Below are 20,761 nucleotides of genomic sequence, written 5' to 3' on the forward strand. Positions count from 1 at the left end.
GAAGCGAGGGGCGAGCACGCGATTCGCGCACACTGGGCGGAAAGTCCACCTCCAGTTCCTGGCCCGCAGACTTCACGGCGTCTGGCGCAGATGGGGTGGCAGATGACGCCGCGGATGCACGGCAGCGTGAAGATGGCGGCGATGAACGCGCCAGCCGCAGGCTCCCGCCCTGACAACACCATTCACGACAGGCCGTCACGCCTGCATCCCTGCTTGCTGGCCACCCCTGTCGCGGCGTCTCTGCCACCTCATGTCTCATCGTCGCATCTCCTGATGACAAGCCCCTCCCGATGAGTGGCCTGCCCTCAGAGTTGACGATAATGATTCTCAATTCAAGTTTGCGTTGAGCGATAGCTGCCAACGAAACGCCGCAGACTGACCCAGATCAACTCCGGCTCTGTCGACTCCCCTTCCTGGCCGCTTCGCTCGCCCCCTCGATCCCTTCGCCAACTTCAACCTTTCTGCAGGCGCTCATCCATCTGCTGCAGCGCCTGCTCCAGCTGGACGCGCGTGGTGGCGTAGTTCAGGCGAACGAAGCCCGGCCAACCGAAGTCTGCGCCATCCGACAGCGCGACATCACACTCCTCGAGCAGCGTCTGCTGCGGAGACTCCCCGAGCCCTGCCTTGCGCATATCCAACCAGGCCAGATAGGTGGCCTGCGGGCGCGACATGCTGACGCCGTCCCAGCGTGCCACATGGCTTTCCAGCAGATCGAGGTTGTCACGCAGCACGCCCAGCAACTCCTGACGCCACGGCTCACCCTCGCGCCACGCCGCTTCGGTCGCGGCCATGCCCAGCACATTGGTATCGGGCATCAAGCCATTGGCGGCGCCGGTGAAGCGTGCACGCAGCCCGGGATCGGTGATCACCGCGCAGGCGAACGTAAGCCCGGCGGTATTGAAGGTCTTGGAGGGCGCCCATAGGGTCACGCAGCGTGCCGCCAGTCGCTCGTTCAGGCTGGCCAGCGGGATATGGCGGGCCGTCGGGTCCACCACCAGATCCGCATGCAGCTCATCGGAGACCACCAGCAGATCGTGACGCTCGACCAGCTCCGCCAGCGCCTCGAGCTCTTCCTCGCACCAGACGCGGCCGGTAGGATTGTGCGGGTGGCACCATAGCAGCAGCTCGGTCTCGGGTGTGATGGCCGCCTCCAGGGCCTCCAGGTCCAGACGCCAGGGGCCGCCTTGCGTCTCGGGCTCTGCCAGCGGCGCCATCTGCGCCAGTCGCCCGGTCTTCTGTGCCACCTTGAGGAAGGGCGGGTAGATCGGGGTCGTCGTGACCACGCCCGCGCCGGGAGAGGTCAACGCCAGGCTGGCCAGGTGCAAGGCCGGCACCACGCCCGGCAGCCAGACGATGGCATCACGCGGCACCTCCCAGCCATAATGCTCGCGACTCCAGTCACACAGGCTGTCATCGAGGCTCTCCGACGGCTTGGCATAGCCGTAGACCGGATGCGCCACTCGCTCGGCCAGCGCTCGTGTCACGGCGGGCGGGGCGCTGAAGTCCATGTCGGCAATCCAGAGGGGCATGACGTCCGAGGCGTAGCGATCCCACTTCTGGGAAGGGTACTGGCGTCGATCGAGCGGGGTGATGAAATCGAATGGCAAGATGGAGTCTCCCTGTGGCGGGCAAATTTGGCAGGCAACGCGAGCAGTGCGCTCGCCTCACACCGCCTTCTGGCGGCGAGAAGAATACCTGTGGACCAACTACAGCATAAGGCTTTGTGCATGTCTGAAGACACCTTTTACCCACAGGCCCAGCGCGGGCTGCCCGGTCTGTTGCACGCCTGGCTGACCCATGGCCGTGGCGACAGCGAGCGCCTCGCCGTGCTGCTGGCTGATACCGCGCGCGTCGCGAGTCTTGGCCAACCCGCCAGCAATCCCGATGGCGAAACACTGGAACAGTGGGCCGCCCAAGGCGGTGCGCCGCTGTGGGCGCCCAAGGCAGCGCTGTTCCTGTTGATGCAGATGCCGGCACGCCCGGTGCCGCAGGGGCCGGATGATGCCTGCGCCTGGGCCTACTGCTGGTTGCGCATGCGCGAACACGACAGTCCCGCGGCCGCCCTGATGGCGCTGCCGGAACACCTGCGTCAGCCGCTGGCCTGGCCCATCGAAGCCGCCTGGCAAGACCTGACGCACCAGCGGCTGATCTAGCCGCGCTCGATTGTCGAACGCTCGCAGCGCTGTTGGTGAGCAGCGCTGCGTTTCTCTCGGCCCTCCTTCCTTCCCCCCCTCCTCGTATTTCCCTCCCTGCTGACCCTCTCTTGTCCGCTCTATATCCTTGTCCGCTCCCGCCCGTTCCTGTCCGCTGAGCTCTATCTCTGCCCGCACTCTCCTTGCAACTCCTTCTCCTTGCGGCTCCTACTCCTTGCCCCTGCGTCACTCCCTGGTCACATCCTCTTCACTCCCGCTCCTCCCTGCCACTGATGGCGATTCTGATGGTGCCCTCAAAGGACAGCTCGTCCCCCTCTCGGCATTGCTGGCAGCCATGGGTAGCAGTTTTCTCAACGAATATTGTCACCACCGACTAGTCGCGTTGCGGAAACCTGAGCCTCGTCAACGCGTAACTGACGCCATTTCGTTTAATCATCGTTTTGTGAAGCGATACACCCGATGGGATTTCTTGTGTGAGCGAGGAGTAAAGTTCTTTCAACCGCAACGAAACGGTAATTCAACAAGAATCCGCTGGCGCGACACGACGACCAGCAAGCTTCAGGAGAAGCTCCATGACCACCTCCCTGATTGTCGGACTGGATGGAACCCCGGGCGGCGACAGTGCCATTGCCTATGCCAAACGCGTCGCCTCTCTGGTGGGCGCGGAAACCAGGATCATTCTCTGCTACGTGGTCGAATGGTCGCCCTACAGCTTCAACACGCCGGAGGAGAACGCCCAGCGTGCCAGCCGCCGCGAGAACGAGATCAAGCTGGCCCGCGAACGAGTACTGACGCCCGCCATCAGCGAGCTGGAAAAGGAGGGCTATCAGGTCGAGGGGCGTGTCCGCCACGGCGATGCCGCCGAGATTCTCAGCCTGCTGGCGCGTGAGGTGAATGCCGAGCAGATCATCGTCGGCCGCAAGGGGGAAAGCGTCCGCTCACGCATCTTCGGCAGCGTCACTGCCCATCTGATTCAAGAGGCCTCGGTGCCCGTCACCATCGTTCCCTGAGACAGGCGCCTCCCGCACCCGCCGCCTGCAGAGATTTGTACCCGACAATAACGACAATTCGCTTTTCGAGGTTACCTCTCATGAGTCGATTCCGCTCCCTGGCCCCCTGGGCTGCCGCCATGGCAGTCCTCATGGCCTCAAGCTCTGCCCGTGCCGAAGGCATGGACCAGGCCATCAGTGACATCGTCGGACCGATCGTCAACCCGATCGTCTCGACCATCTTCTATTCCGTACCGGTGGCCGGTACCCAGTTCCCGCTGATCGTCGGCTGGCTGATCATCGCGGCGGTCGTCTTCACGCTCTATTTCGGCTTCGTGCAGTTCCGCCTGTTCGGCCATGCCGTGCGTCTGGTCAAGGGTGACTACACCGACCCGAAGGATGAAGGCGAGGTATCCCACTTCCAGGCACTGGCCACGGCGCTGTCAGGCACGGTTGGCCTGGGCAACATCGCCGGTGTCGCGGTCGCCGTCTCGCTGGGCGGACCGGGCGCGACCTTCTGGATGATTCTGGCCGGTCTGCTCGGCATGGCCTCCAAGTTCTGTGAATGTACGCTTGGCGTGAAGTACCGCAACGTCAACGCGGATGGCTCCATCTCCGGCGGCCCGATGTACTACCTGTCCAAGGGCTTCGCGGAAAATGGCAAGGCGGGGCTGGGCAAGGTACTCGCGGTGTTCTTCGCCATCTGCGCCATCGGCGGCTCCATCGGCGGCGGCAACATGTTCCAGGCCAACCAGTCCTATCAGCAGGCCGTCAACGTCACCGGCGGTGATGCCAGCTTCCTGGTCGGCTACGGCTGGCTGTTCGGTCTGGTGATGGCTGCCATCGTCGGCATGGTCATCATCGGCGGCATCAAGTCCATCGCACGTGTCACCGAGAAACTGGTGCCGATGATGGCTGTCATCTACGTGATCGCGGCGATCATCATCCTCGGCTTCAACTTCAGCGCGATTCCGGCTGCCTTCGGCGCCATCATCGAAGGTGCCTTCGCACCGGTCGCGGTCGGCGGCGGTATCGTCGGCGTATTGATCCAGGGCTTCAAGCGTGCTGCCTTCTCCAATGAAGCCGGTATCGGCTCCGCGGCCATCGCCCACTCTGCCGTCAAGACTTCCCAGCCGGCGACCGAAGGGATCGTCGCCCTGCTCGAGCCGTTCATCGATACCGTCGTCATCTGCACCATGACCGCGCTGGTCATCGTCATCACCGGCGCCTACCAGGTCGAAGGCCTCGGCGGCGTCCAGCTGACGTCCTACGCCTTCGAGACCGCCTTCCCGTGGTTCCCGTATGTGCTGGCCCTGGCCGTGTTGATGTTCGCCTTCTCCACCATGCTGTCCTGGTCCTACTACGGCCTGAAGGCCTGGACCTACCTGTTCGGTGAGAGCAAGGGCTCCGAGATCGTCTACAAGCTGATCTTCCTCGCCTTCGTGGTCATCGGTGCCTCCATGAGCCTCGGCCCGGTCATCGACTTCTCCGACGCCATGATCTTCGCCATGTCCATCGCCAACATCATCGGCCTCTACTATCTGATGCCGGTCGTGAAGCGTGAGCTGGCCCAGTACATCGCCAAACTGAAGTCCGGCGAGATCGCACCGGTCGACAAGAAAGCCAAGCGCCAGAACGCGTGATCCCCATCACGCCCAGGCGGGCCTGACACACCGTCAGCCGCCGCATCACCCCAGGCCCCTGCCCATCGGCAGGGGCTTTTTCGTTGTCGATCATGCAATTCCGTGCATTGGACGGCTGAAACCACCCAAGTCGGATTGCCGCAACGCAGCGCAATGGGTAGGGTGTGGCGCTCACTGGCCACACTGGCCGGAACCCGTATCAACGAGGACGTCTCATGCTCGCTTCCATGCATGCCATGGTGCTGCGCAATCCCGGCCCGGATGCCGACTTCGTGGCGACCGAATGCCCGCTGCCCACTCCCGGCCCCGGCCAGGTGCGCATTCGTGTCGCTGCCTCCAGCGTCAATCCACTGGATCTCAAGCTGGCCAGCGGTCAGGTGCCTCTCCTGCCGCCAGCGCCCTGTGTGCTGCACGGCGACTTGGCCGGTGTGATCGATGCCGTCGGCGATGACGTGCTGGCCTTCTCGCCCGGCGACGAGGTGCTCGGCTTTGCCGGCGGTGTCGCCGCTCATCCGGGTGCGCTGGCGGAATACATGCTCGCCGATGAACGCCTGATCACCCGCAAGCCGCGCCGCCTGAGCTTCATGGAAGCCGCCGCGTTGCCGGCAGTGTTCATCACCGCCTGGCAGGCACTGGTGGAGCGTGGCCGGCTGGAAGCGGGACAACGCGTGCTGGTCCACGGCGGCGCCGGTGGCGTCGGCCATGTGGCATTGCAGATCGCCCGTTGCATCGGCGCGGAAGTCGCGACCACGGTGTCCAGCGATGACAAGGCCCGGGCGGCACGCGACTGCGGCGCGGACCACGTCATCCGCTACCGCGAGGAAGCCGTGGCCGATTACGTGGCCCGGCTGACGGGTGGCGAGGGCTTCGACCTGGTCTTCGATTGCGTCGGCGGCGACAACCTGGCCGCCAGCTTCGCCGCCAGCAAGCTGGGCGGGCGCATCGTGACCATCAACGCGCGCACCACGGTGGATCTCTCGCCGCTGCACGCCGGCAGCCGCAGCCTGGAAGTGCTGTCGATCCTGCTGCCGCTGACCGCTGGCATCGGACATGAACAGCAGCGCCAGGCGCTGGGCAAGCTGGTGGAGCTGGTCGAGGAAGGCGAATTCAAGGTGCGCCTCGATGAGCGTCAGTTCGACTTCAGCGAGGTCGCCGAGGCCCATCGTCATCAGGCCTCCGGCAAGGCAGTGGGCAAGATCTCGCTGGTGCGCCGTCAGTTCTGGGACGCCGCCCAATGAGCGCAGCACTTCAGGGTGAGCTGGGCCTGCAACTGCTCAAGCTGCTGATCTCGGTGGCGGTGGTGATCGGGCTGTCACTGATCGCGGAGCGCCTCTCGACGCGCATGGCCGGGCTGCTGTCCGGCTACCCGCTGGGTACGGCCATCACGCTGGGCTTCATCGGCGTGGAGATTTCCCCCGAGTTTGCCGGCCAGAGCGCCGTCTATACCCTGGCCGGCTTCTCCTCGACGCTGGCGCTGGGGGTCGGTTACTGGCTATGCGGGCGTGCCCAAGGGCTGCGCGGCGTCATCAACGGCACCCTGGGCGGCCTGCTGGTCTGGCTGATCGCCAGTCTGGCACTGGCGCAGTTCGAGTTCACACGCGTCAGCGGCGTGATCGTGACGCTGATCGCCATCGTGCTGTGCATGCGCCTCTATCGCGGCGTACCGGAAAGCACGGCGCGCAAGTCACCCTTCTCCTGGGTCTCGCTGCTGGCGCGCGCCGGACTGGCCGCCGGCATCGTGTTCGGCATCACCGCGCTGGCCCACCTGCTGCCGCCCTCCTGGGCAGGCCTGGTGGCGGCCTTCCCGGTCACCATGTACCCGCTGCTGGTGATTCTGCATCTCACCCAGGGGCCGGTAGCCGTCGCGACCGTCATCAAGCACTACCCGGCCGGCCTCGGCTCACTATTGTGCTACGCGCTGGTGGTCTCGCTCAGCTACCCCGGCATGGGGGTCGGCCTGGGCACCCTGCTCGGTTTCATCGTGGCGACGGCGTGGCTGGGCGTGTTCACGCCGTTGCAACGTCGACTAGCCTCACGACGTACAGCCAGCGCCTGAGCTTCCTGATAGGCTGAAATGCCGCATGGATGCCCAGGAGCGACGCATGTACTTCAAGACACTGGAACCGGCCTTCTTCGACACCGATGCCCTCGGGCACATCAACAATACGCGCCTGCCGGCCTGGTTCGAGTGGGCGCGCAATGACCTGTTCCGCGTCTTCGTGCCGGACCTCGATCCGCGCAAGTGGCCGCTGATCATGGCGCGCATCGAGGTCGACTTCCTCGCCGAGCTGCAATATGGCCAGCCGGTGGAGATTCGCACCTGGCTGTCGCGCCTCGGCGGCAGCTCCTTCACCGTGACCCAGGAAGCGTGGCAAAGCGGCGTCTGCGGCGCGCGCGGCCACTGCGTGCTGGTGCAGTTCGATCATCATGCCAAGCAATCGCTGCCCATCGAGGGCGAGCTGCGCGCGACCCTGGCCAGCCATGTGCACGAGCACACCGACAGCGCCGAACTGGATGTCCCGGCCCTGCGCAAAGCCGCCCGGGCACTCGGCACGCACAGCGCCACCTCAGAGGGGAGCGTGCCGGCATGACACCCGCGCTCAAGCTGCTCAAGGGCAAGCCACACCGCACACTCGAATATACCCACGACCCGCGAGCCCCTGCCTACGGGGAAGAGGCTGCCCACACGCTGGGGCTTGATCCCGCCCAGGTCTTCAAGACCCTCGTCTGCCAGCTGGAAGGCGGCAACGCACGTCAGCCGCTGGTGGTTGCCGTGGTGCCGGTCAGCGGCACGCTCGACCTCAAGGCACTGGCACGCGCCTGCGGGGCACGCAAGGCGGCACTGGCCGCGCATGATGCCGCCGAACGTGCCACCGGCTATGTGGTCGGCGGCATCAGTCCGCTGGGGCAGAAGAAGCGCCTGCCACTGTGGGTCGATGACAGCGCCGCGACACAGGCGGAAATCTTCATCAGCGGCGGTCGCCGTGGACTGGAGATAGCGCTCGCCCCCGCGTTACTGTGTGAGCTGGGCAATGGCCAGTTCGCCCCGCTGGCTCGTAACGACTGATGGCCACGGGCGTGGCACACCATGACGAACCCGCCACAGCACCGCGTCAGCGAGGAGGCCCGATGGGCATTCGCTACAGCAAGTGGATCTATCCGGACATGACCGAGCTGCATGCGCAGGTCGAAGCGGCGCTGGAGCAATGGTTCAGTGAGCGCTTCGCCGACTACCCGCACATCAGCTTGCCGGGCCTTGACCCCTACGATTATGATGGCTGGTTCAATCGTCTGGCCCCGGAGCTGATGGCGCGCGGCAGTGACTACTGCGAGCGTGAATGGCATGGCTATGTGCCGAGCCCCCAGCAGCTCAACCAGGCTTTCTTCCGGGCCGTATCCCGGTCCAACAAGTGTGTGCTGGAGCCTGACCGCAAGCATGGTGATCCTGACCAATCATAGTCCCGACGCGCGGGAGCTCGAGATCATCGAGCGCCAGCTCGGGCGCAAGCCGCGCGGCATCCAGGCCGTGGCCGCCACCGATGGCGAGGGCACCCCGCTGGTGCTGCGCATGCATTCTCTGGTGGACGGCAAGCCCTTCCCGACCCTCTACTGGCTGTGCGATGAACGCCTCAAGATCTCGCTGTCACGCATCGAGGCCGAAGGCGTCATCAAGGGGCTGGAAGAACGCCTCAAGACCGACGAGGAACTGCTGGCGCGCTACCGTGCCAGCCATGAGGCCTACGTCGCCGAACGCTGGAGCTTCATGAGCGAGGCCGAGCGCAACGCCATCGAGACCCAGGGCTTCACTGAGCTGATGCGTGAACGTGGCGTCGGCGGTATCCGTGACTGGAATCAGGTGCGCTGCCTGCACACCCAGTACGCCCAGCATCTCGCCTACGCCGAGGGCAACGCCATCGGTCACTGGGTCGATGCCCATTACGACGTGCTGTCCGAGCTGCCCTGAGCCCTGGCGATGCTCGACGCGAAGCCGTCGGCTTGAATGCAGAAGACGAAGAAGCCCGCCAATTGGCGGGCTTCTTGCGTCGGGACGAGCGTCAGGCCTACAGCGAGTGCGCGAAGACCAGCGCGATGCACAGCGGGCAGATCAGGCGCACGTACCACGGCCAGATCTTCCAGAACAGGCTGGACTCGATGTCCGGCGCCCCGCTCTGGATCTCCTTGAGCAGCGCATGGCGCGACATCGCCCAGCCGACCAGCAGGCACATCACCAGCGCGACCAGCGGCTGACTGTACTGGGTGGTCAACATGATCACCAGGCCGAACAGTGCCCCGAAGTTGGCGGCGATGGTCAGGCTGATGGCCATGATGGCGGCACCGACGGCCAGGGTGGCGGCACGCCGACCCAACCAGCCACGCTCGACCACGAAGGACACCGGCACTTCCAGCATCGAGATGGACGAGGTGATGCCCGCCACGCTCATCAGCGCGAAGAACGCCACCATCAGGGTGCCACCTGCGCCGCCCATCTGGCCGAACAGCGCCGGCAGCGTGTCGAACAGCAGAGTATCCGAGCTCTTGAGCAAGCCCTCGGCATCGAAGATCTCGACGCCCAGATGACGCGCAGCATACATGGCCGGAATCACCAGCAGGCCGGCGAGGAAGGCGATGCCGACATCGATCAGCGTCACCAGTACGCCGAGACGCGGCAGGTTCTGCTCCGGCCCCAGATAGGAGCCGTAGATCAGCATCGCGCCCACACCGAGCGACAGCGAGAAGAACGCCTGGCCCATCGCGCTCAGCATCAGGTCGGCATCGAAGATGCGGTCCCACTGCGGCATCAGGTAGACGCTCAGGCCTTCATCGGCGCCCGGCAGGGTCAAAACGTAGCCGATCAATCCGACCAGCAGCATCAGCAACAGCGGCATCAGCCGCGTGGACCATTTCTCGATCCCGCCGCGCACGCCGCCGACCACGATCGCCATCGTCAGGGCGAGGAAAACCGCCGTCAGCGAGACATTGCGCGTGAAGTCGAAGGTGGTCAGCCAGCTGGCGGCGGAACTCATGCCCAGTGCATCAGCGACCGGCGCGGCGGTATAGCCCAGCAGCCAGCCCGCGACGATGGCATAGAAGGCCAGAATCAGGCTGGCGGTCAGCATGCCCGCCCAGCCCGCCAGCGCGCCGAAGCGCTTGGTAATGCCTTGTCCGAGGCTCATGCTGGTGACGATGTTGGCCTGACCATGGCGGCCGATGACAAGCTCAGCCATCAAGGCCGGCCATGCCAACAGGAAGGCCAGCACCAGATACATCACCACGAAGGCCCCGCCTCCGTTGTTGGCCGTCTGGGACGGGAAGCCCCACACGTTGCCAAGTCCTACTGCCGAACCAGCGGCGGCCATCAAGAAGCCCAGCCGACTGGCAAAGCGTCCGCGCACCTGCGCCATCTGCCTCTCCTGCCTTGTTGTTCCGCGTCCGTCGAAGACGACGTCGCGATGAGTTGGGGTGCATCCCGATGCAAGCTCACGGGGCGCTAGCGCCCGCCAGCCGTCGCCTGCGGGGGCGGCAAGGGTAGCAGAGCAGGCCCGCGAATGCAGGCGACAACGCCGAAACTCAGCACGCGACTCGCGTTGGCCACGGGGCAATGTCGAGTTCCTCATGGGCGTCATAGCGTCGCCGCACAACTCGCGTAGGATAGGAAGGACATGACAGCAAGGCACGGCAGCCAGCAGTGAGCGCCGCCTAGAAACATTCAGGAGAGCAACATGCATCGCATCTGTGTCTATCTGGGCTCCCGCGAGGGCGTCTCCCCACAGCACCGCCAACTGGCCGAGGCTCTGGGCACGGCCATCGCCGAACGCGGCTGGGGACTGGTCTACGGAGGTGCGCGCGCCGGGCTGATGGGGGCATTGGCAGATGCCGCGCTGGCAGCAGGCGGTGAGGTGATCGGCGTGATCCCGCAGGTGCTGGTCCGCAACGAGAAGGCGCATACCGGTCTGACGCGCTTGATCGAGGTCTCGGACATGCATGAGCGCAAGGCGCAGATGGCCGCATTGGCAGATGCCTTCGTGACCCTGCCCGGCGGGATTGGCACCCTGGAGGAATTGTTCGAGACCTGGACCTGGCAGTACCTGCGCTTTCACGCCAAGCCGATCGCCATCCTCGACAGTGACGGCTTCTACGCCCCCCTGCTCGAGTTTCTGGACCGCACCGTCGAGGCGGGCTTCCTCGATGCAGACACTCGCGCGCGCCTGATCAGCGAGCGCGAGATCACGCCCCTGCTGAAGCGTCTGGCGCCCGAGACGTAAGGCTTGAGACGTAAGGCCTGAGACCTGACAGGCTGGTGCGTCACTCCCCACAAGCGCATGACGCTGGCGCCATGGGGAGTGACTCTGCGAGCGGCCGTCTCAGCTCAGCGTGCTCTGTCAGCAGTTCGCCTCAGCTCAGCGACGTCTCGCCAACAACCTCAACGGCATCCTCCGAGACGGCCTGCCGCTGGGCGGGTTTGCCGATATAGCGCGCCCGCTTGCTGGCGGTGACCTGCTCGACATCGACCATCACCAGGCCGTCGATGCAGTAACCGAAATCGGCGTCGACACTGAAATCGAGGAAGCGGGTGCCACCGGGCTCGGTGACCTCGGCGTATTGCTTGTAGAGCGTCGGTACCGTCACGCCCATCGCATCCAGCTGGGCACGCAGGCGGCGGAAATCGCCATCGGCGTCCTGACCATCGAACAGCCGCTCCGCTTCATGGGCGGCGCTGCCCGGCACGCTCTGGGCGACCGGCGCCCGTGCACGCGCCAGCCCCTCATCATCCCCGTAATAATGACGGTAGTAGCTGACGATCAACGCCTTGGCGGCCTCCGGATAGCTGTTGGAAAGCGTGACCGGGCCGAACAGCCAGCGAATCTCGGGATGACAGCGCAGATAGGCGCCCAGCCCCTGCCACAGGTAATCGAGGCTGCGCCGCCCCCAGTAACGCGGCTGCACGAAACTGCGCCCCAGCTCCAGACCGTCCTGCATGCGCTCGAACATCTCCGGCGTAAAGCGGAACAGGGTCGGGCTGTAGAGCCCCTTCTCGCCATGTGTCGCCATGATCTTGCGTACCTCACCGATGCGATAGGCACCGGCGATCTCGAGGTCGGCGTCATCCCAAAGCACCAGATGCCGGTAGTGGGCGTCATAGCGATCGATATCGCGTCGCTCGCCGGTGCCCTCGCCGACACGCCGGAAACTGATCTCGCGCAGACGACCGATCTCGCGCATCACGCTGGAGCCGGGGAAGGCATCGAACAGGTAGATCTTCTTGCCGTCACGAGTCTCGCCCAGCAATTCACAGGGTGTCAGCTCCTCACGCAGCGCCTGGCGCTCCTCCGGATGGCCGATGGCCTTCTCGGTCACGAACAGGCCACGCTTGCCGCGCCCGATGCGATACAGATGCTTGCGTAGCAGACGCGTCTTGGCGTTGGTATTGAGGGCATCACTGTCGAGGCGCTCCAGCGGAATCAGCTCGCCGATACGCAGCTTGAGCTGCCGCTCGCGCTGGCGAAACATCTCGTGGGCCAGCAGGGGCGTGCCGAAGCTGCGATTGATCGACGACAGCGCATAGAAGAGCGTCGAGTTGCGACCGCTGACGTGGATAGGCAGCACCGGCGCATTGGTCTTGCGCGCGAAATGCAGGAAACCCGACAGCCACTTGCCGTCGCGCGGCCCGGTCGGGCCTGCACGCGAGACCTCGCCGGCCGGAAAGATGATCACGGCCTCTTCATTCATCAGCGCATCGCAGATCTGACCACTGCTCTTGCGATAGCCACGTCGACTGAGGTTGTCCAGTGGCAGCAGCAAGGGTGCCAGCGGCTCGACCTTCATCAGGATGTCGTTGGCGACGATCTTGACGTCGCGGCGCACTTCGCCGACCAGCTTGAGCAGTGCGAGGCCATCCAATGACCCCAGCGGATGATTGGCGACGATGACGACACGCCCGTAGGCCGGAATGTTCTCGCGCTCCCGCGAGGACACCGAGTAGCCGAAGGAAAAGTGATCGAGCACGCGGTCAATGAAATCAAAGCCGCGCTGGTCCGAGTTCTCGCCGAGGAAGGCATTGATCTCCCCCTCATGCACCAGGCGCCGCAGCATGGCCAGAGCTGGCCGTCGGATCAGCGGGTGACGTTTGGCAAAGGCAGGATACTTGGCAGCGATGACGCGGGCAGTATCGATCATGCTCTCTCCTTGGCCGCACGGAGTGCGGAGCGCGATGTCTGGATCATGGGGCTTGATATCACGTCAGGTTCGCGCCACTTCATGACAGATGCGTCACAGTCCCCGTACAGTGAGATGACAGCCGCCCACGTGGACCGCGGCCGATGCGCCTCGGCACAGAGATCATCCGCGTACGAACAGGCAGCGCGACTGCCACGCCAAGGAGAGAGCGAATGTTTGCGATAGCCGTCGAGAATGAATCACTGGTCTGGCAGGAAACCGAGGCCCCGCACGGGATTGCCTCGGATGAGGTGCGTATCGAAGTAGCCTGGGCCGGCGTCAATCGCGCCGATCTGATGCAGCGTGCCGGCCAATATCCGCCTCCCGAAGGCGCCAGTCAGATTCTGGGGCTGGAAGTCAGCGGCACCATTCGTGAGGTCGGCCGCCACGTCGAGCGCTTCAAGGTCGGCGATCCGGTCTGTGCGCTGCTGTCCGGTGGCGGCTATGCCGAGGAGGTGGTCGTCAATGCCCTGCAGGTGTTGCCGGTGCCGGAGGGCTATAGCCTGAGAGACGCCGCCGCCCTGCCGGAGATGTTCGCCACCGCCTGGCTGAACCTGTTCATCGAGGGCAATCTCAAGCACAAGGAGCGCGTACTGCTGCACGCCGGTGCCAGCGGTATCGGTACTACCGCCATCCAGCTGTGCGGGCTGTTCGGGCATCCGTGCTTCGTGACCGTGGGCAGCCAGGAGAAGCTGGAGACCTGCCTGCGCCTCGGCGCGGATGCCGGCTGGAACCGCCACGATGGCAGCTTCGTAGAGGCCGTGAACGACTGGGGCGGTGCCGACATGATTCTCGACCCGGTAGGCGGCGGTTATCTGGCCGACAATCAGCAGGTGCTGAAACAGGACGGCCGCATGGTATTGATCGGCCTGATGGGCGGGCGCATGGATGAGCTGGATCTGGGCCGCATGCTGATGAAGCGTCAGCGCCTGATCGGCTCGACCCTGCGTTCGCGCTCCCCCGATGGCAAGGGCATGGTGCTGGATGCGCTCTACGTGCATGTGTGGCCACGCCTGGCGCGAGGTGAGCTGCGCCCGCATATCGACAAGAGCTGGCCGATCCAGGAAGCCGATGCCGCGCATGCCTATGTGCAGGACAACGCCAGCACCGGCAAGGTGCTGCTGGCGGTGACAGGCGCCTGAGCCTCATCATGGCGCTGATGACATCCGCAGCATGAAAAAACGGCAGTATAAAAAAGCGGCAACCCGTTGGGCTGCCGCTTTTTTGACTTCGCTGGGCGCTATCTCGTGCACACTGCCTCACCTGACAGCCCCGCCTGACAGCAGTGTCGCTCATGCCGCCAGGCGTAGACCCCGAGGCGCCTCGCGCAGGCTTATTCGCTGCGTCCGATCGACTGGGCCTTCTGCCAGGTAAGTTGCAGCAGGCGGGCGTCGTCTCCGGCGCGATGGCGCTGGATGCCACCCTCGGCGATCACCGCTTCCTTGAGCTCCGCCCAGCAATTCAGCTGCTCCTCATCAAGCAGCCGTCTGAGCGCCTCGAGACGGAAGCGCGGCAGCATGCCGGCATGATAGAACAGCAGCGAGAGCCAGGTATTGTCGTAGCCCCAGCTGTCGCTGTAGGCGATTCCGGCCTCACCCAGCTCATCATTGACCCACTGCGCCACCTCACGCACTGGCCGCCCTTCGCGTGCCAGCCGTGCCCGTGAGATGCCGTGCAACAGCTCCGCCTTGGGGTCCCAATGCACCCACTCATCAAGAGGTTGTATCAGGAAGGCGCAACTGCTGCCGTCGGCACGCGCCAGCCCGATCTCGATCGGATAGCTACCACGGCCGAAGCCGGAGGCTTCAATATCGAGCAGAATAGGCAGCGTCACACGAATCTCCCAAGGTATCTCAGGCAGACAGGGCCCGGGCGAGAAGAGGTTGAATGCCCTCAGGTTACGGGAATTGCCCCCTGCTTGGCGAGTCCTGAGCGCGACGCTGTCAACGCAGGCATCAGGTCGATCTGCGCCATCACGCTGGCATCACGTTCAAGAGACGCGCCCGGGAGGGCCAGAGACGACAACGCCCTCACGAAGAGGGCGTTGTCAGTGACAGCGAGAGCAGTACAGCAGCTCAGTGCAGGTCTGCCTCACCCCCCGTGCGGGCGTGGGCTTCCCACTGCTCGGCCTTGTGCGGGCAGACCGCCAGACCGAGGGAGCCTTCACGATAGGCACGCGCCAGGCGCTGGGCCGCGAGAGCATGACGGCACTCGGCGGCACGCGCGTACCAGGTCACGGCCTTGGCCGGATCGCTCTGATACTGGGCACAGCCATACTCATAGATACGCGCCGCCTGATACTGGGCATGCACGTCGCCGGCCTGCGCGGCCTTGATGACGAAACGCGCACCCTTGGCCTTTTCCTGAGCGGAGTTGCCGCGCTGGAACAGCATGTGCCCGTACAATGACAACGCACCGGTGTGACCGGCGTTGGCGCAGTGATTGAACAGACGCATGGTCAGACGATGCTTCTGCTGAGAGCCGGACAGCCAGGAGGCGTGGAACAGACGCTCCGCCAGGCGGTATTTCAGTCCAGTCATCAGGGTTGGGGCCTGCGGCATGACGAGTAACCTTGATACAGAATAAGAGGGGTGACGCCGTGTCCTGGCCCGATCCTGAGCCCGCGACGCTATTCTCCTTGCCAACACTGTCAGTTTGCCCTTGCGGGCGGCCTAGAAAGACTGCTCCCCTGACAGCGGGGCGCCAAGCATACTCGCGCAATCGGGGGGACTCAAGCCCGCCTTGTGGGTTTTTGTTACGCTGCTAATATGTGCGCCATCCTTGGGGTAAAGTACGCGCGCGAACCACGCGCGTGCTGGAAGCACTCGCCCTGCCCGCTACATTGACACCTACCCGATAGGGGAATCCTGCATGCAACGTAGAGCTCTTGGCCGTACTGGCATCGACGTCAGTCTGCTATGCCTTGGCACCATGACCTTCGGCGAGCAGAACAGCGAAGCCGATGCCCACCAGCAGCTGGACCGCGCGCTCGACGCTGGCATCGACTTCATCGACACCGCCGAGATGTACCCGGTGCCCCCGAATGGCGAGACCCAGGGCCGTACCGAGGAATACATCGGCAGCTGGCTGGCGGCACGCGGCAATCGTGATCAGGTCAAGATCGCCACCAAGGTCACCGGCCCGGGCATGGATTACCTGCGCGGTGGTTCACGCCTGACGCGTGAGCAGATCATCGCCGCCTGTGACGACAACCTGCGTCGCCTGGGCACCGATTACATCGACCTCTATCAGCTGCATTGGCCGGACCGCAAGACCAACTTCTTCGGCAAGCTGGGCTACCAGCCGACCGAAGAGGAAGACATGACGCCGCTGGAAGAAAGCCTGTCTGCCCTCGGCGAGCTGGTCACCGCCGGCAAGATCCGCGCCGTGGGCCTGTCCAACGAGACGCCATGGGGCGTGATGCAGTGCCTGAACCTGGCCGAGCGCCTGAACCTGCCGCGCGTGGCCAGCGTCCAGAACCCGTACAACCTGGTCAACCGCAGCTTCGAAGTGGGCCTGGCCGAGTTCGCGCACCGTGAAGATGTCGGCCTGCTGGCCTACTCGCCGCTGGCCTTCGGCACCCTGTCCGGCAAGTATCTGGACGGTGCCCGTCCACAAGGCGCTCGCCTGACGCTGTTCGAGCGTTTCCAGCGCTACAACGCCGAGCCGGCTCAGCACGTCATCGCCTGCTACGTGGACATCGCGCGTCGTCACGGTCTGAATCCGGCCCAGATGGCCCTTGCCTTCGTCAACACTCGTCCGTTCCTGACCAGCAACATCATCGGTGCCACGACGATGACCCAGCTGGAAAGCAACATCAAAAGCCTCGAGGTGGAGCTGAGCGAAGAAGTGCTGGCCGAGATCGAGATGATCCACAACACCGCACCCAACCCGTGCCCCTGAATCGCCACTGACCCGTAACGGATACACAACCCCGACAGGCCGGTCACCATGACCGGCCTGCTCGTGACCAAGGACCCCTCATGAATCCCGCTGAATTGAGCATGATCCTCATGGCTGTCGCCGCCGGCGCCATGATGCCGATTCAAGCTGGCGTCAATTCCACGCTGGCCCTGCAGACTCACAGCTCGCTCATGGCTGCCATGGTCAGCTTCGTGGTCGGCTCGATCGCGCTCGTCGTCATCGTGCTGGCCATGCGCCTGCCCATGCCGGGCGTCGGCGCCCTCAAGGCAGCCCCCTGGTGGAGCTGGACCGGCGGTCTGCTGGGTGCCTTCTTCGTCGCGGCCAGCGTGATACTGGTCCCCAAGCTGGGCGCTGCCACCATGATGGCCACCTTCCTGGCGGGGCAGCTGACGGCCTCGGTAATTCTGGACCACTTCGGCTGGGCGACCTTCCCGCAGCATGATCTTTCGCTGGGGCGTGTGGCAGGTGTATTGCTGCTGTTCGCGGGGGTCTTCCTTATTCGCCGCTATTGATGCCTCGGGCGTCACGCAGTGCAATCTATGGCCCCGATAGTTCTGACGGACTCGGGGCCATCTTGTCTGCCTGATATACTGAGACCTTTCCCTGCCAGGAGGTCTACATGCTGAGTGTGATTTCGCCCGCCAAATCGCTGGATTTCGACAGCGCCCCCGTGACCTCCCGTCATAGCCAACCCGATTTTCTCGAGCAGGCTCAACCGCTGATCGACATCCTGCGCGAACAGTCGCCGCAGGACATCGCTAGCCTGATGAAGCTCTCCGACAAGCTGGCCGGCCTCAATGCCGCTCGCTTCCAGGAATGGCAGCCGCCCTTCACGCCGGAGAATGCCAAGCAGGCGGTGCTGGCCTTCCAGGGGGATGTCTATCAGGGCATGGCGGCAGAGACGTTCAGCGAGGAAGACTTCGAACGCGCACAACACAAGCTGCGCATTCTCTCCGGTCTCTATGGACTGCTGCGCCCGCTGGATCTTATCCAGCCATACCGCCTCGAGATGGGCACGCGTCTGAGCAATCCAGCCGGCAAGGATCTTTATGCCTACTGGCGCAAGACACTGACACCGGCACTGGAACAGGCCGTCGAAGAGAGTGGCACTCCGATACTGGTCAACCTGGCCTCCAATGAATACTTCAAGGCCATCGATGCCAAGGCGTTCCGCCACCGTATCGTGACGCCGGTGTTCAAGGACGAGAAGAATGGCCAGTCCAAGATCATCAGCTTCTACGCCAAGCGTGCACGCGGCCTGATGAGCGCCTGGATGCTCAAGCACGATATCGAGACAGCCGAGGACCTCAAAGACTTCGACGTAGCCGGTTACCGCTTCTCCAATGCCGCCTCCGAGGGCGATACACTGGTCTTCACGCGCAGTGAGGCCGACGCGGCACGCGCCTGATACGTGATGGCAGGCACTTCACGCCTCATCCCCCCAGCCCCGGGAAAGTCAAGTGTTCCGCGGCGCGCGGTTTGAAGTAACGGCGATGAATATCGCCGAACAGGACGTGGTCTGCACACCCAAGCCATTCATACGCCACCATCTCGGCACTGACGATACTGGCGCCCGCGGCCTCACAGCGGGCCACTCCCAGCGCCGCCTCCCGCGGGCGGCGACTGGCAACTCCATCGGCCACCAGCGCCACTCGATAACCTGCACTGCACAATGAAAGTACCGTCTGCATCACGCAGACGTGCGCCTCGGCACCACAGACCACTAGCTGATCACAGCCACTGCTCTCCAGCGCATGGCGAAATGCCGGCTCTTCCAGCGCACTGAAACTTCGCTTGGTGAAGCAGCGTGTGCGTTCGCTCAACAGGTGCGTCATCGGGGCACTTGCGCCTAACTTGTCGGGGCAATGCTCGGTCAGCCAGACGGGAATTTCCAGCGCCTGGGCGATTCCGCCCAGCCAGATGGCACTGTTGATGGCCTCGGTTCCGCCATTCAGAACCGGCATCAGGCGAGCCTGGAAATCGATCAGCAACAACAATGATCGCCTCGCCACCAGATGTTGAGACTTTTCGTCGTCCATTGGTCCTCCCACGACGATTCTAAGGCTAGAATGGAGCTTCCACTTACACGCTAGCGCATCCAAGGAGATCCCACATGCGCCATCTGTTCATCATGCTGATGGTCGGCTTGCTCGGCTTCGGTCTGAGCTTAGAACACGCAGAGGCCAAGCGCCTCGGCGGCGGCAAGAGTTTCGGTAGCTACTCACGATCCGCTGACAGCGGAAAATCCTCCAGCTCACTGTTCGGCAGCAACAAGGCCACCAACAGCAGCACTGCAGCGAAGTCCAAGCCCTCCAGCGGCTTGTCCAAGTTTGCCGGGCCTCTGGCAGGCCTGCTTGCAGGCGGTTTGCTGGCATCGCTGTTCTTCGGCGGCGCCTTCGATGGTCTGCGCATGACAGACTTCCTGATCATCGCGGTGATCGCTTTCATCGCCTTCAAGTTCCTCAGCGCGCGCAAGAAGGCCGCCATGGCGAGTGGCGGGCCGGCAGGCAATGGTGGCACATCCACACGCCACGACGACCAGCCGCGCAATGTGCAGGCGCGTGAAGCGCATCAGCCGCAAGGCGAGTCGCTGGCTCCTGCCGGTGGTATCGGGGCAGGCCTGACAGGCGGTGCCCCGACCAGCGAACCGGCCTGGTTCGACAAGGAGCAGTTCCTCGGCGGTGCCAAGGAACACTTCATGACCCTGCAGCGCGCCTGGGACAACAATGACCTGCCGCGCATTCAGGAGTACGTCACGCCAGAGCTCTACAATCTGCTGCGGGAAGAGCGCGCTCAGCAACCGGCCAACAACCGTACCGAGATCGTGCGTCTGTTTGCTGAACTGGGCAGCGTGCAGGAGATTGGCAAGCAGGCGGAAGCGACGGTCCTGTTCCACGGCGTGCTGGATGAAAATGGCGAGCAGAACGAGTTCAACGAGACCTGGCACCTGGTCCGTGAGCTGCGCGATGGCGCCGACTGGCACATCCAAGGCATCGAGCAGAACAGCTAAGACGCTCCTCTCACTGACGTGACCTTCACTCCGTGAGGGCCACATCAGATGCCAAAGCGGCCGGATGATCACTCATCCGGCCGCTTTTTTGTGTCTCGCTGCAGATGACCTACCAGGGCTTTGCAACAGCTCGCCCAAGACCACAAAGGCACCGTCAGAATGACAGGCATAAAAAAACCGGCCACTGGGGAAGTGACCGGCGGATAGGCTGCTCGACTGCAAGGCAGGAGCGCCAGATCGCAAAAAGTCTGCTGATGGGATAGCACAGACAAGTTTCTAAGCAAGGGAACGTCGAAACTCACATACTCAGAGTCGCCGATTGAGCTTTAGTTCAGCCTGATCGTAAAAAACATGAGCAACCCTGAGGTGCAGAACCCGCGACGCCTGATCAGTCTTGCCATCAGCCGGCTGCACCCAAGATTTCAGCTAGAGTTGCCTGCCCCTGGAAACTCTTCATGCTCGACAAGCCCTTGTGGATAATTCAGGTGCCACTCCCATGTTCCGGTTATCCACAGGAGGATCCTTGCGCACTTCCCTTCATCAGCAAGACTGGTTGCACTTCTACGCTTTGTCACATACTGAACTGCCCCTGCAGCAAGACGACAGGGTCGGCGCGGGACAAGTACCTGAGGAGCTTTTTATAACTGCCCTTGGTGCGGGCTTCTCATGAGGTGGCCATCCATGGGCTTTTTACGCGCCAATTTTCCTGAGCAACTTTTCTCACCACAAAGAGAACCGCCCCTGCAGCAAGGCTACAGGGGCGGTTCGGGATAAGTGCCTGACGATGACCTACTCTCACATGGAGAAACTCCACACTACCATCGGCGC

At 63.7% G+C, this 20,761-nt stretch carries 20 protein-coding genes and 1 pseudogene; 15 read left to right on the forward strand and 6 right to left on the reverse strand.

Translation table 11 applies throughout. The features are described from left to right. Nucleotides 1–452 precede the first annotated feature (452 nt). On the reverse strand, nucleotides 453–1,607 hold the full coding sequence (locus NH396_RS16495; RefSeq protein WP_176678110.1) for a PatB family C-S lyase: 1,155 nt from the start codon (nucleotides 1,605–1,607) through the stop codon (nucleotides 453–455). Nucleotides 1,608–1,727: 120 nt separating this feature from the next. On the opposite strand from NH396_RS16495, the gene NH396_RS16500 reads away from it, so the two are divergent. The 9 genes and pseudogenes from NH396_RS16500 to NH396_RS16540 all read left to right on the forward strand — a co-directional run bounded on the left by NH396_RS16500 (nucleotide 1,728) and on the right by NH396_RS16540 (nucleotide 8,749). Further along, complete coding sequence (locus tag NH396_RS16500; RefSeq protein ID WP_176678111.1) at nucleotides 1,728–2,153, forward strand: hypothetical protein; 426 nt, start codon at nucleotides 1,728–1,730, stop codon at nucleotides 2,151–2,153. Nucleotides 2,154–2,725: 572 nt separating this feature from the next. After that, complete coding sequence (locus NH396_RS16505) at nucleotides 2,726–3,163, forward strand: universal stress protein (RefSeq protein ID WP_131432807.1); 438 nt, start codon at nucleotides 2,726–2,728, stop codon at nucleotides 3,161–3,163. Nucleotides 3,164–3,243: 80 nt separating this feature from the next. Further along, nucleotides 3,244–4,785, forward strand: a complete 1,542-nt coding sequence (locus NH396_RS16510) for an amino acid carrier protein (RefSeq protein WP_176678112.1) — start codon at nucleotides 3,244–3,246, stop codon at nucleotides 4,783–4,785. Between the two features lie 215 nt (nucleotides 4,786–5,000). Beyond that, entirely contained in the window at nucleotides 5,001–6,023 is a 1,023-nt protein-coding gene (locus NH396_RS16515) for a zinc-binding dehydrogenase (RefSeq protein ID WP_253064975.1), read from the forward strand. Then, complete coding sequence (locus tag NH396_RS16520; RefSeq protein WP_176678113.1) at nucleotides 6,020–6,841, forward strand: hypothetical protein; 822 nt, start codon at nucleotides 6,020–6,022, stop codon at nucleotides 6,839–6,841. The genes NH396_RS16515 and NH396_RS16520 overlap by 4 nt, the downstream gene beginning before the upstream one ends. A gap of 46 nt (nucleotides 6,842–6,887) precedes the next feature. After that, nucleotides 6,888–7,286: pseudogene (locus NH396_RS16525) on the forward strand (thioesterase family protein); the annotation flags it as partial. Nucleotides 7,287–7,372: 86 nt separating this feature from the next. Then, nucleotides 7,373–7,852, forward strand: coding sequence for an aminoacyl-tRNA deacylase (locus NH396_RS16530; RefSeq protein ID WP_176678115.1), 480 nt, complete (start codon nucleotides 7,373–7,375; stop codon nucleotides 7,850–7,852). 62 nt (nucleotides 7,853–7,914) lie between these two features. Next, a complete protein-coding gene (locus tag NH396_RS16535) occupies nucleotides 7,915–8,244 on the forward strand; it encodes a hypothetical protein (protein ID WP_176678116.1) in 330 nt (109 codons plus the stop codon). Beyond that, nucleotides 8,222–8,749 carry a DUF501 domain-containing protein gene (locus NH396_RS16540; RefSeq protein WP_176678117.1) on the forward strand — a complete coding sequence of 176 codons (528 nt, stop codon included), beginning with the start codon at nucleotides 8,222–8,224 and terminating at the stop codon, nucleotides 8,747–8,749. Before NH396_RS16535 ends, NH396_RS16540 begins: the two co-directional genes overlap by 23 nt. Nucleotides 8,750–8,846: 97 nt before the next feature. Here NH396_RS16540 and NH396_RS16545 read toward each other — a convergent pair whose 3' ends face one another. Then, entirely contained in the window at nucleotides 8,847–10,187 is a 1,341-nt protein-coding gene (locus NH396_RS16545) for a sodium-dependent transporter (RefSeq protein WP_176678118.1), read from the reverse strand. Between the two features lie 318 nt (nucleotides 10,188–10,505). On the opposite strand from NH396_RS16545, the gene NH396_RS16550 reads away from it, so the two are divergent. Beyond that, complete coding sequence (locus tag NH396_RS16550; RefSeq protein ID WP_176678119.1) at nucleotides 10,506–11,048, forward strand: TIGR00730 family Rossman fold protein; 543 nt, start codon at nucleotides 10,506–10,508, stop codon at nucleotides 11,046–11,048. A gap of 130 nt (nucleotides 11,049–11,178) precedes the next feature. Here the strand turns inward: NH396_RS16550 and NH396_RS16555 are convergent, their stop codons facing one another. After that, nucleotides 11,179–12,960, reverse strand: coding sequence for a lysophospholipid acyltransferase family protein (locus tag NH396_RS16555; RefSeq protein ID WP_176678120.1), 1,782 nt, complete (start codon nucleotides 12,958–12,960; stop codon nucleotides 11,179–11,181). A 212-nt stretch (nucleotides 12,961–13,172) separates the two neighbouring features. Here NH396_RS16555 and NH396_RS16560 point away from each other — a divergent pair, with 212 nt between their 5' ends. Continuing rightward, nucleotides 13,173–14,141 (forward strand): NAD(P)H-quinone oxidoreductase, encoded by a 969-nt coding sequence (locus NH396_RS16560; RefSeq protein ID WP_043336555.1) that lies wholly within the window; start codon nucleotides 13,173–13,175, stop codon nucleotides 14,139–14,141. 191 nt (nucleotides 14,142–14,332) lie between these two features. Here the strand turns inward: NH396_RS16560 and NH396_RS16565 are convergent, their stop codons facing one another. After that, on the reverse strand, nucleotides 14,333–14,839 hold the full coding sequence (locus NH396_RS16565; protein ID WP_107335865.1) for a hypothetical protein: 507 nt from the start codon (nucleotides 14,837–14,839) through the stop codon (nucleotides 14,333–14,335). A 235-nt stretch (nucleotides 14,840–15,074) separates the two neighbouring features. After that, the gene (locus tag NH396_RS16570; RefSeq protein WP_043336560.1) at nucleotides 15,075–15,560 is read right to left on the reverse strand and encodes a sel1 repeat family protein; all 486 of its coding nucleotides are present in this window, start codon (nucleotides 15,558–15,560) and stop codon (nucleotides 15,075–15,077) included. A 310-nt stretch (nucleotides 15,561–15,870) separates the two neighbouring features. Here NH396_RS16570 and NH396_RS16575 point away from each other — a divergent pair, with 310 nt between their 5' ends. The 3 genes from NH396_RS16575 to yaaA all read left to right on the forward strand — a co-directional run bounded on the left by NH396_RS16575 (nucleotide 15,871) and on the right by yaaA (nucleotide 18,331). Further along, complete coding sequence (locus NH396_RS16575; RefSeq protein ID WP_176678121.1) at nucleotides 15,871–16,902, forward strand: NADP(H)-dependent aldo-keto reductase; 1,032 nt, start codon at nucleotides 15,871–15,873, stop codon at nucleotides 16,900–16,902. An 80-nt stretch (nucleotides 16,903–16,982) separates the two neighbouring features. Continuing rightward, nucleotides 16,983–17,435, forward strand: coding sequence for a DMT family transporter (locus NH396_RS16580; RefSeq protein WP_176678122.1), 453 nt, complete (start codon nucleotides 16,983–16,985; stop codon nucleotides 17,433–17,435). A gap of 107 nt (nucleotides 17,436–17,542) precedes the next feature. Continuing rightward, the gene (gene yaaA, locus NH396_RS16585; RefSeq protein ID WP_176678123.1) at nucleotides 17,543–18,331 is read left to right on the forward strand and encodes a peroxide stress protein YaaA; all 789 of its coding nucleotides are present in this window, start codon (nucleotides 17,543–17,545) and stop codon (nucleotides 18,329–18,331) included. A 25-nt stretch (nucleotides 18,332–18,356) separates the two neighbouring features. On the opposite strand, the gene NH396_RS16590 is transcribed toward yaaA, so the two are convergent. After that, a complete protein-coding gene (locus NH396_RS16590) occupies nucleotides 18,357–18,962 on the reverse strand; it encodes an isochorismatase family protein (RefSeq protein WP_176678124.1) in 606 nt (201 codons plus the stop codon). A 74-nt stretch (nucleotides 18,963–19,036) separates the two neighbouring features. Between NH396_RS16590 and NH396_RS16595 the strand changes: the two genes are divergently transcribed. Continuing rightward, on the forward strand, nucleotides 19,037–19,933 hold the full coding sequence (locus NH396_RS16595) for a Tim44-like domain-containing protein (protein WP_176678125.1): 897 nt from the start codon (nucleotides 19,037–19,039) through the stop codon (nucleotides 19,931–19,933). Nucleotides 19,934–20,761 lie beyond the last annotated feature (828 nt).

The sequence above is a fragment of the Cobetia sp. Dlab-2-AX genome (assembly GCF_024124625.1).
GTDB lineage: Bacteria > Pseudomonadota > Gammaproteobacteria > Pseudomonadales > Halomonadaceae > Cobetia.

Coding starts and splice junctions, on each gene's coding strand:
- NH396_RS16500 (WP_176678111.1), top strand. CDS start 1,728: ATGTCTGAAGACACCTTTTACCCACAGGCCCAGCGCGGGCTGCCCGGT.
- NH396_RS16505 (WP_131432807.1), top strand. CDS start 2,726: ATGACCACCTCCCTGATTGTCGGACTGGATGGAACCCCGGGCGGCGAC.
- NH396_RS16510 (WP_176678112.1), top strand. CDS start 3,244: ATGAGTCGATTCCGCTCCCTGGCCCCCTGGGCTGCCGCCATGGCAGTC.
- NH396_RS16515 (WP_253064975.1), top strand. CDS start 5,001: ATGCTCGCTTCCATGCATGCCATGGTGCTGCGCAATCCCGGCCCGGAT.
- NH396_RS16520 (WP_176678113.1), top strand. CDS start 6,020: ATGAGCGCAGCACTTCAGGGTGAGCTGGGCCTGCAACTGCTCAAGCTG.
- NH396_RS16530 (WP_176678115.1), top strand. CDS start 7,373: ATGACACCCGCGCTCAAGCTGCTCAAGGGCAAGCCACACCGCACACTC.
- NH396_RS16535 (WP_176678116.1), top strand. CDS start 7,915: ATGGGCATTCGCTACAGCAAGTGGATCTATCCGGACATGACCGAGCTG.
- NH396_RS16540 (WP_176678117.1), top strand. CDS start 8,222: ATGGTGATCCTGACCAATCATAGTCCCGACGCGCGGGAGCTCGAGATC.
- NH396_RS16545 (WP_176678118.1), bottom strand. CDS start 10,187: ATGGCGCAGGTGCGCGGACGCTTTGCCAGTCGGCTGGGCTTCTTGATG.
- NH396_RS16550 (WP_176678119.1), top strand. CDS start 10,506: ATGCATCGCATCTGTGTCTATCTGGGCTCCCGCGAGGGCGTCTCCCCA.
- NH396_RS16555 (WP_176678120.1), bottom strand. CDS start 12,960: ATGATCGATACTGCCCGCGTCATCGCTGCCAAGTATCCTGCCTTTGCC.
- NH396_RS16560 (WP_043336555.1), top strand. CDS start 13,173: ATGTTTGCGATAGCCGTCGAGAATGAATCACTGGTCTGGCAGGAAACC.
- NH396_RS16570 (WP_043336560.1), bottom strand. CDS start 15,560: ATGCCGCAGGCCCCAACCCTGATGACTGGACTGAAATACCGCCTGGCG.
- NH396_RS16575 (WP_176678121.1), top strand. CDS start 15,871: ATGCAACGTAGAGCTCTTGGCCGTACTGGCATCGACGTCAGTCTGCTA.
- NH396_RS16580 (WP_176678122.1), top strand. CDS start 16,983: ATGAATCCCGCTGAATTGAGCATGATCCTCATGGCTGTCGCCGCCGGC.
- yaaA (WP_176678123.1), top strand. CDS start 17,543: ATGCTGAGTGTGATTTCGCCCGCCAAATCGCTGGATTTCGACAGCGCC.
- NH396_RS16590 (WP_176678124.1), bottom strand. CDS start 18,962: ATGGACGACGAAAAGTCTCAACATCTGGTGGCGAGGCGATCATTGTTG.
- NH396_RS16595 (WP_176678125.1), top strand. CDS start 19,037: ATGCGCCATCTGTTCATCATGCTGATGGTCGGCTTGCTCGGCTTCGGT.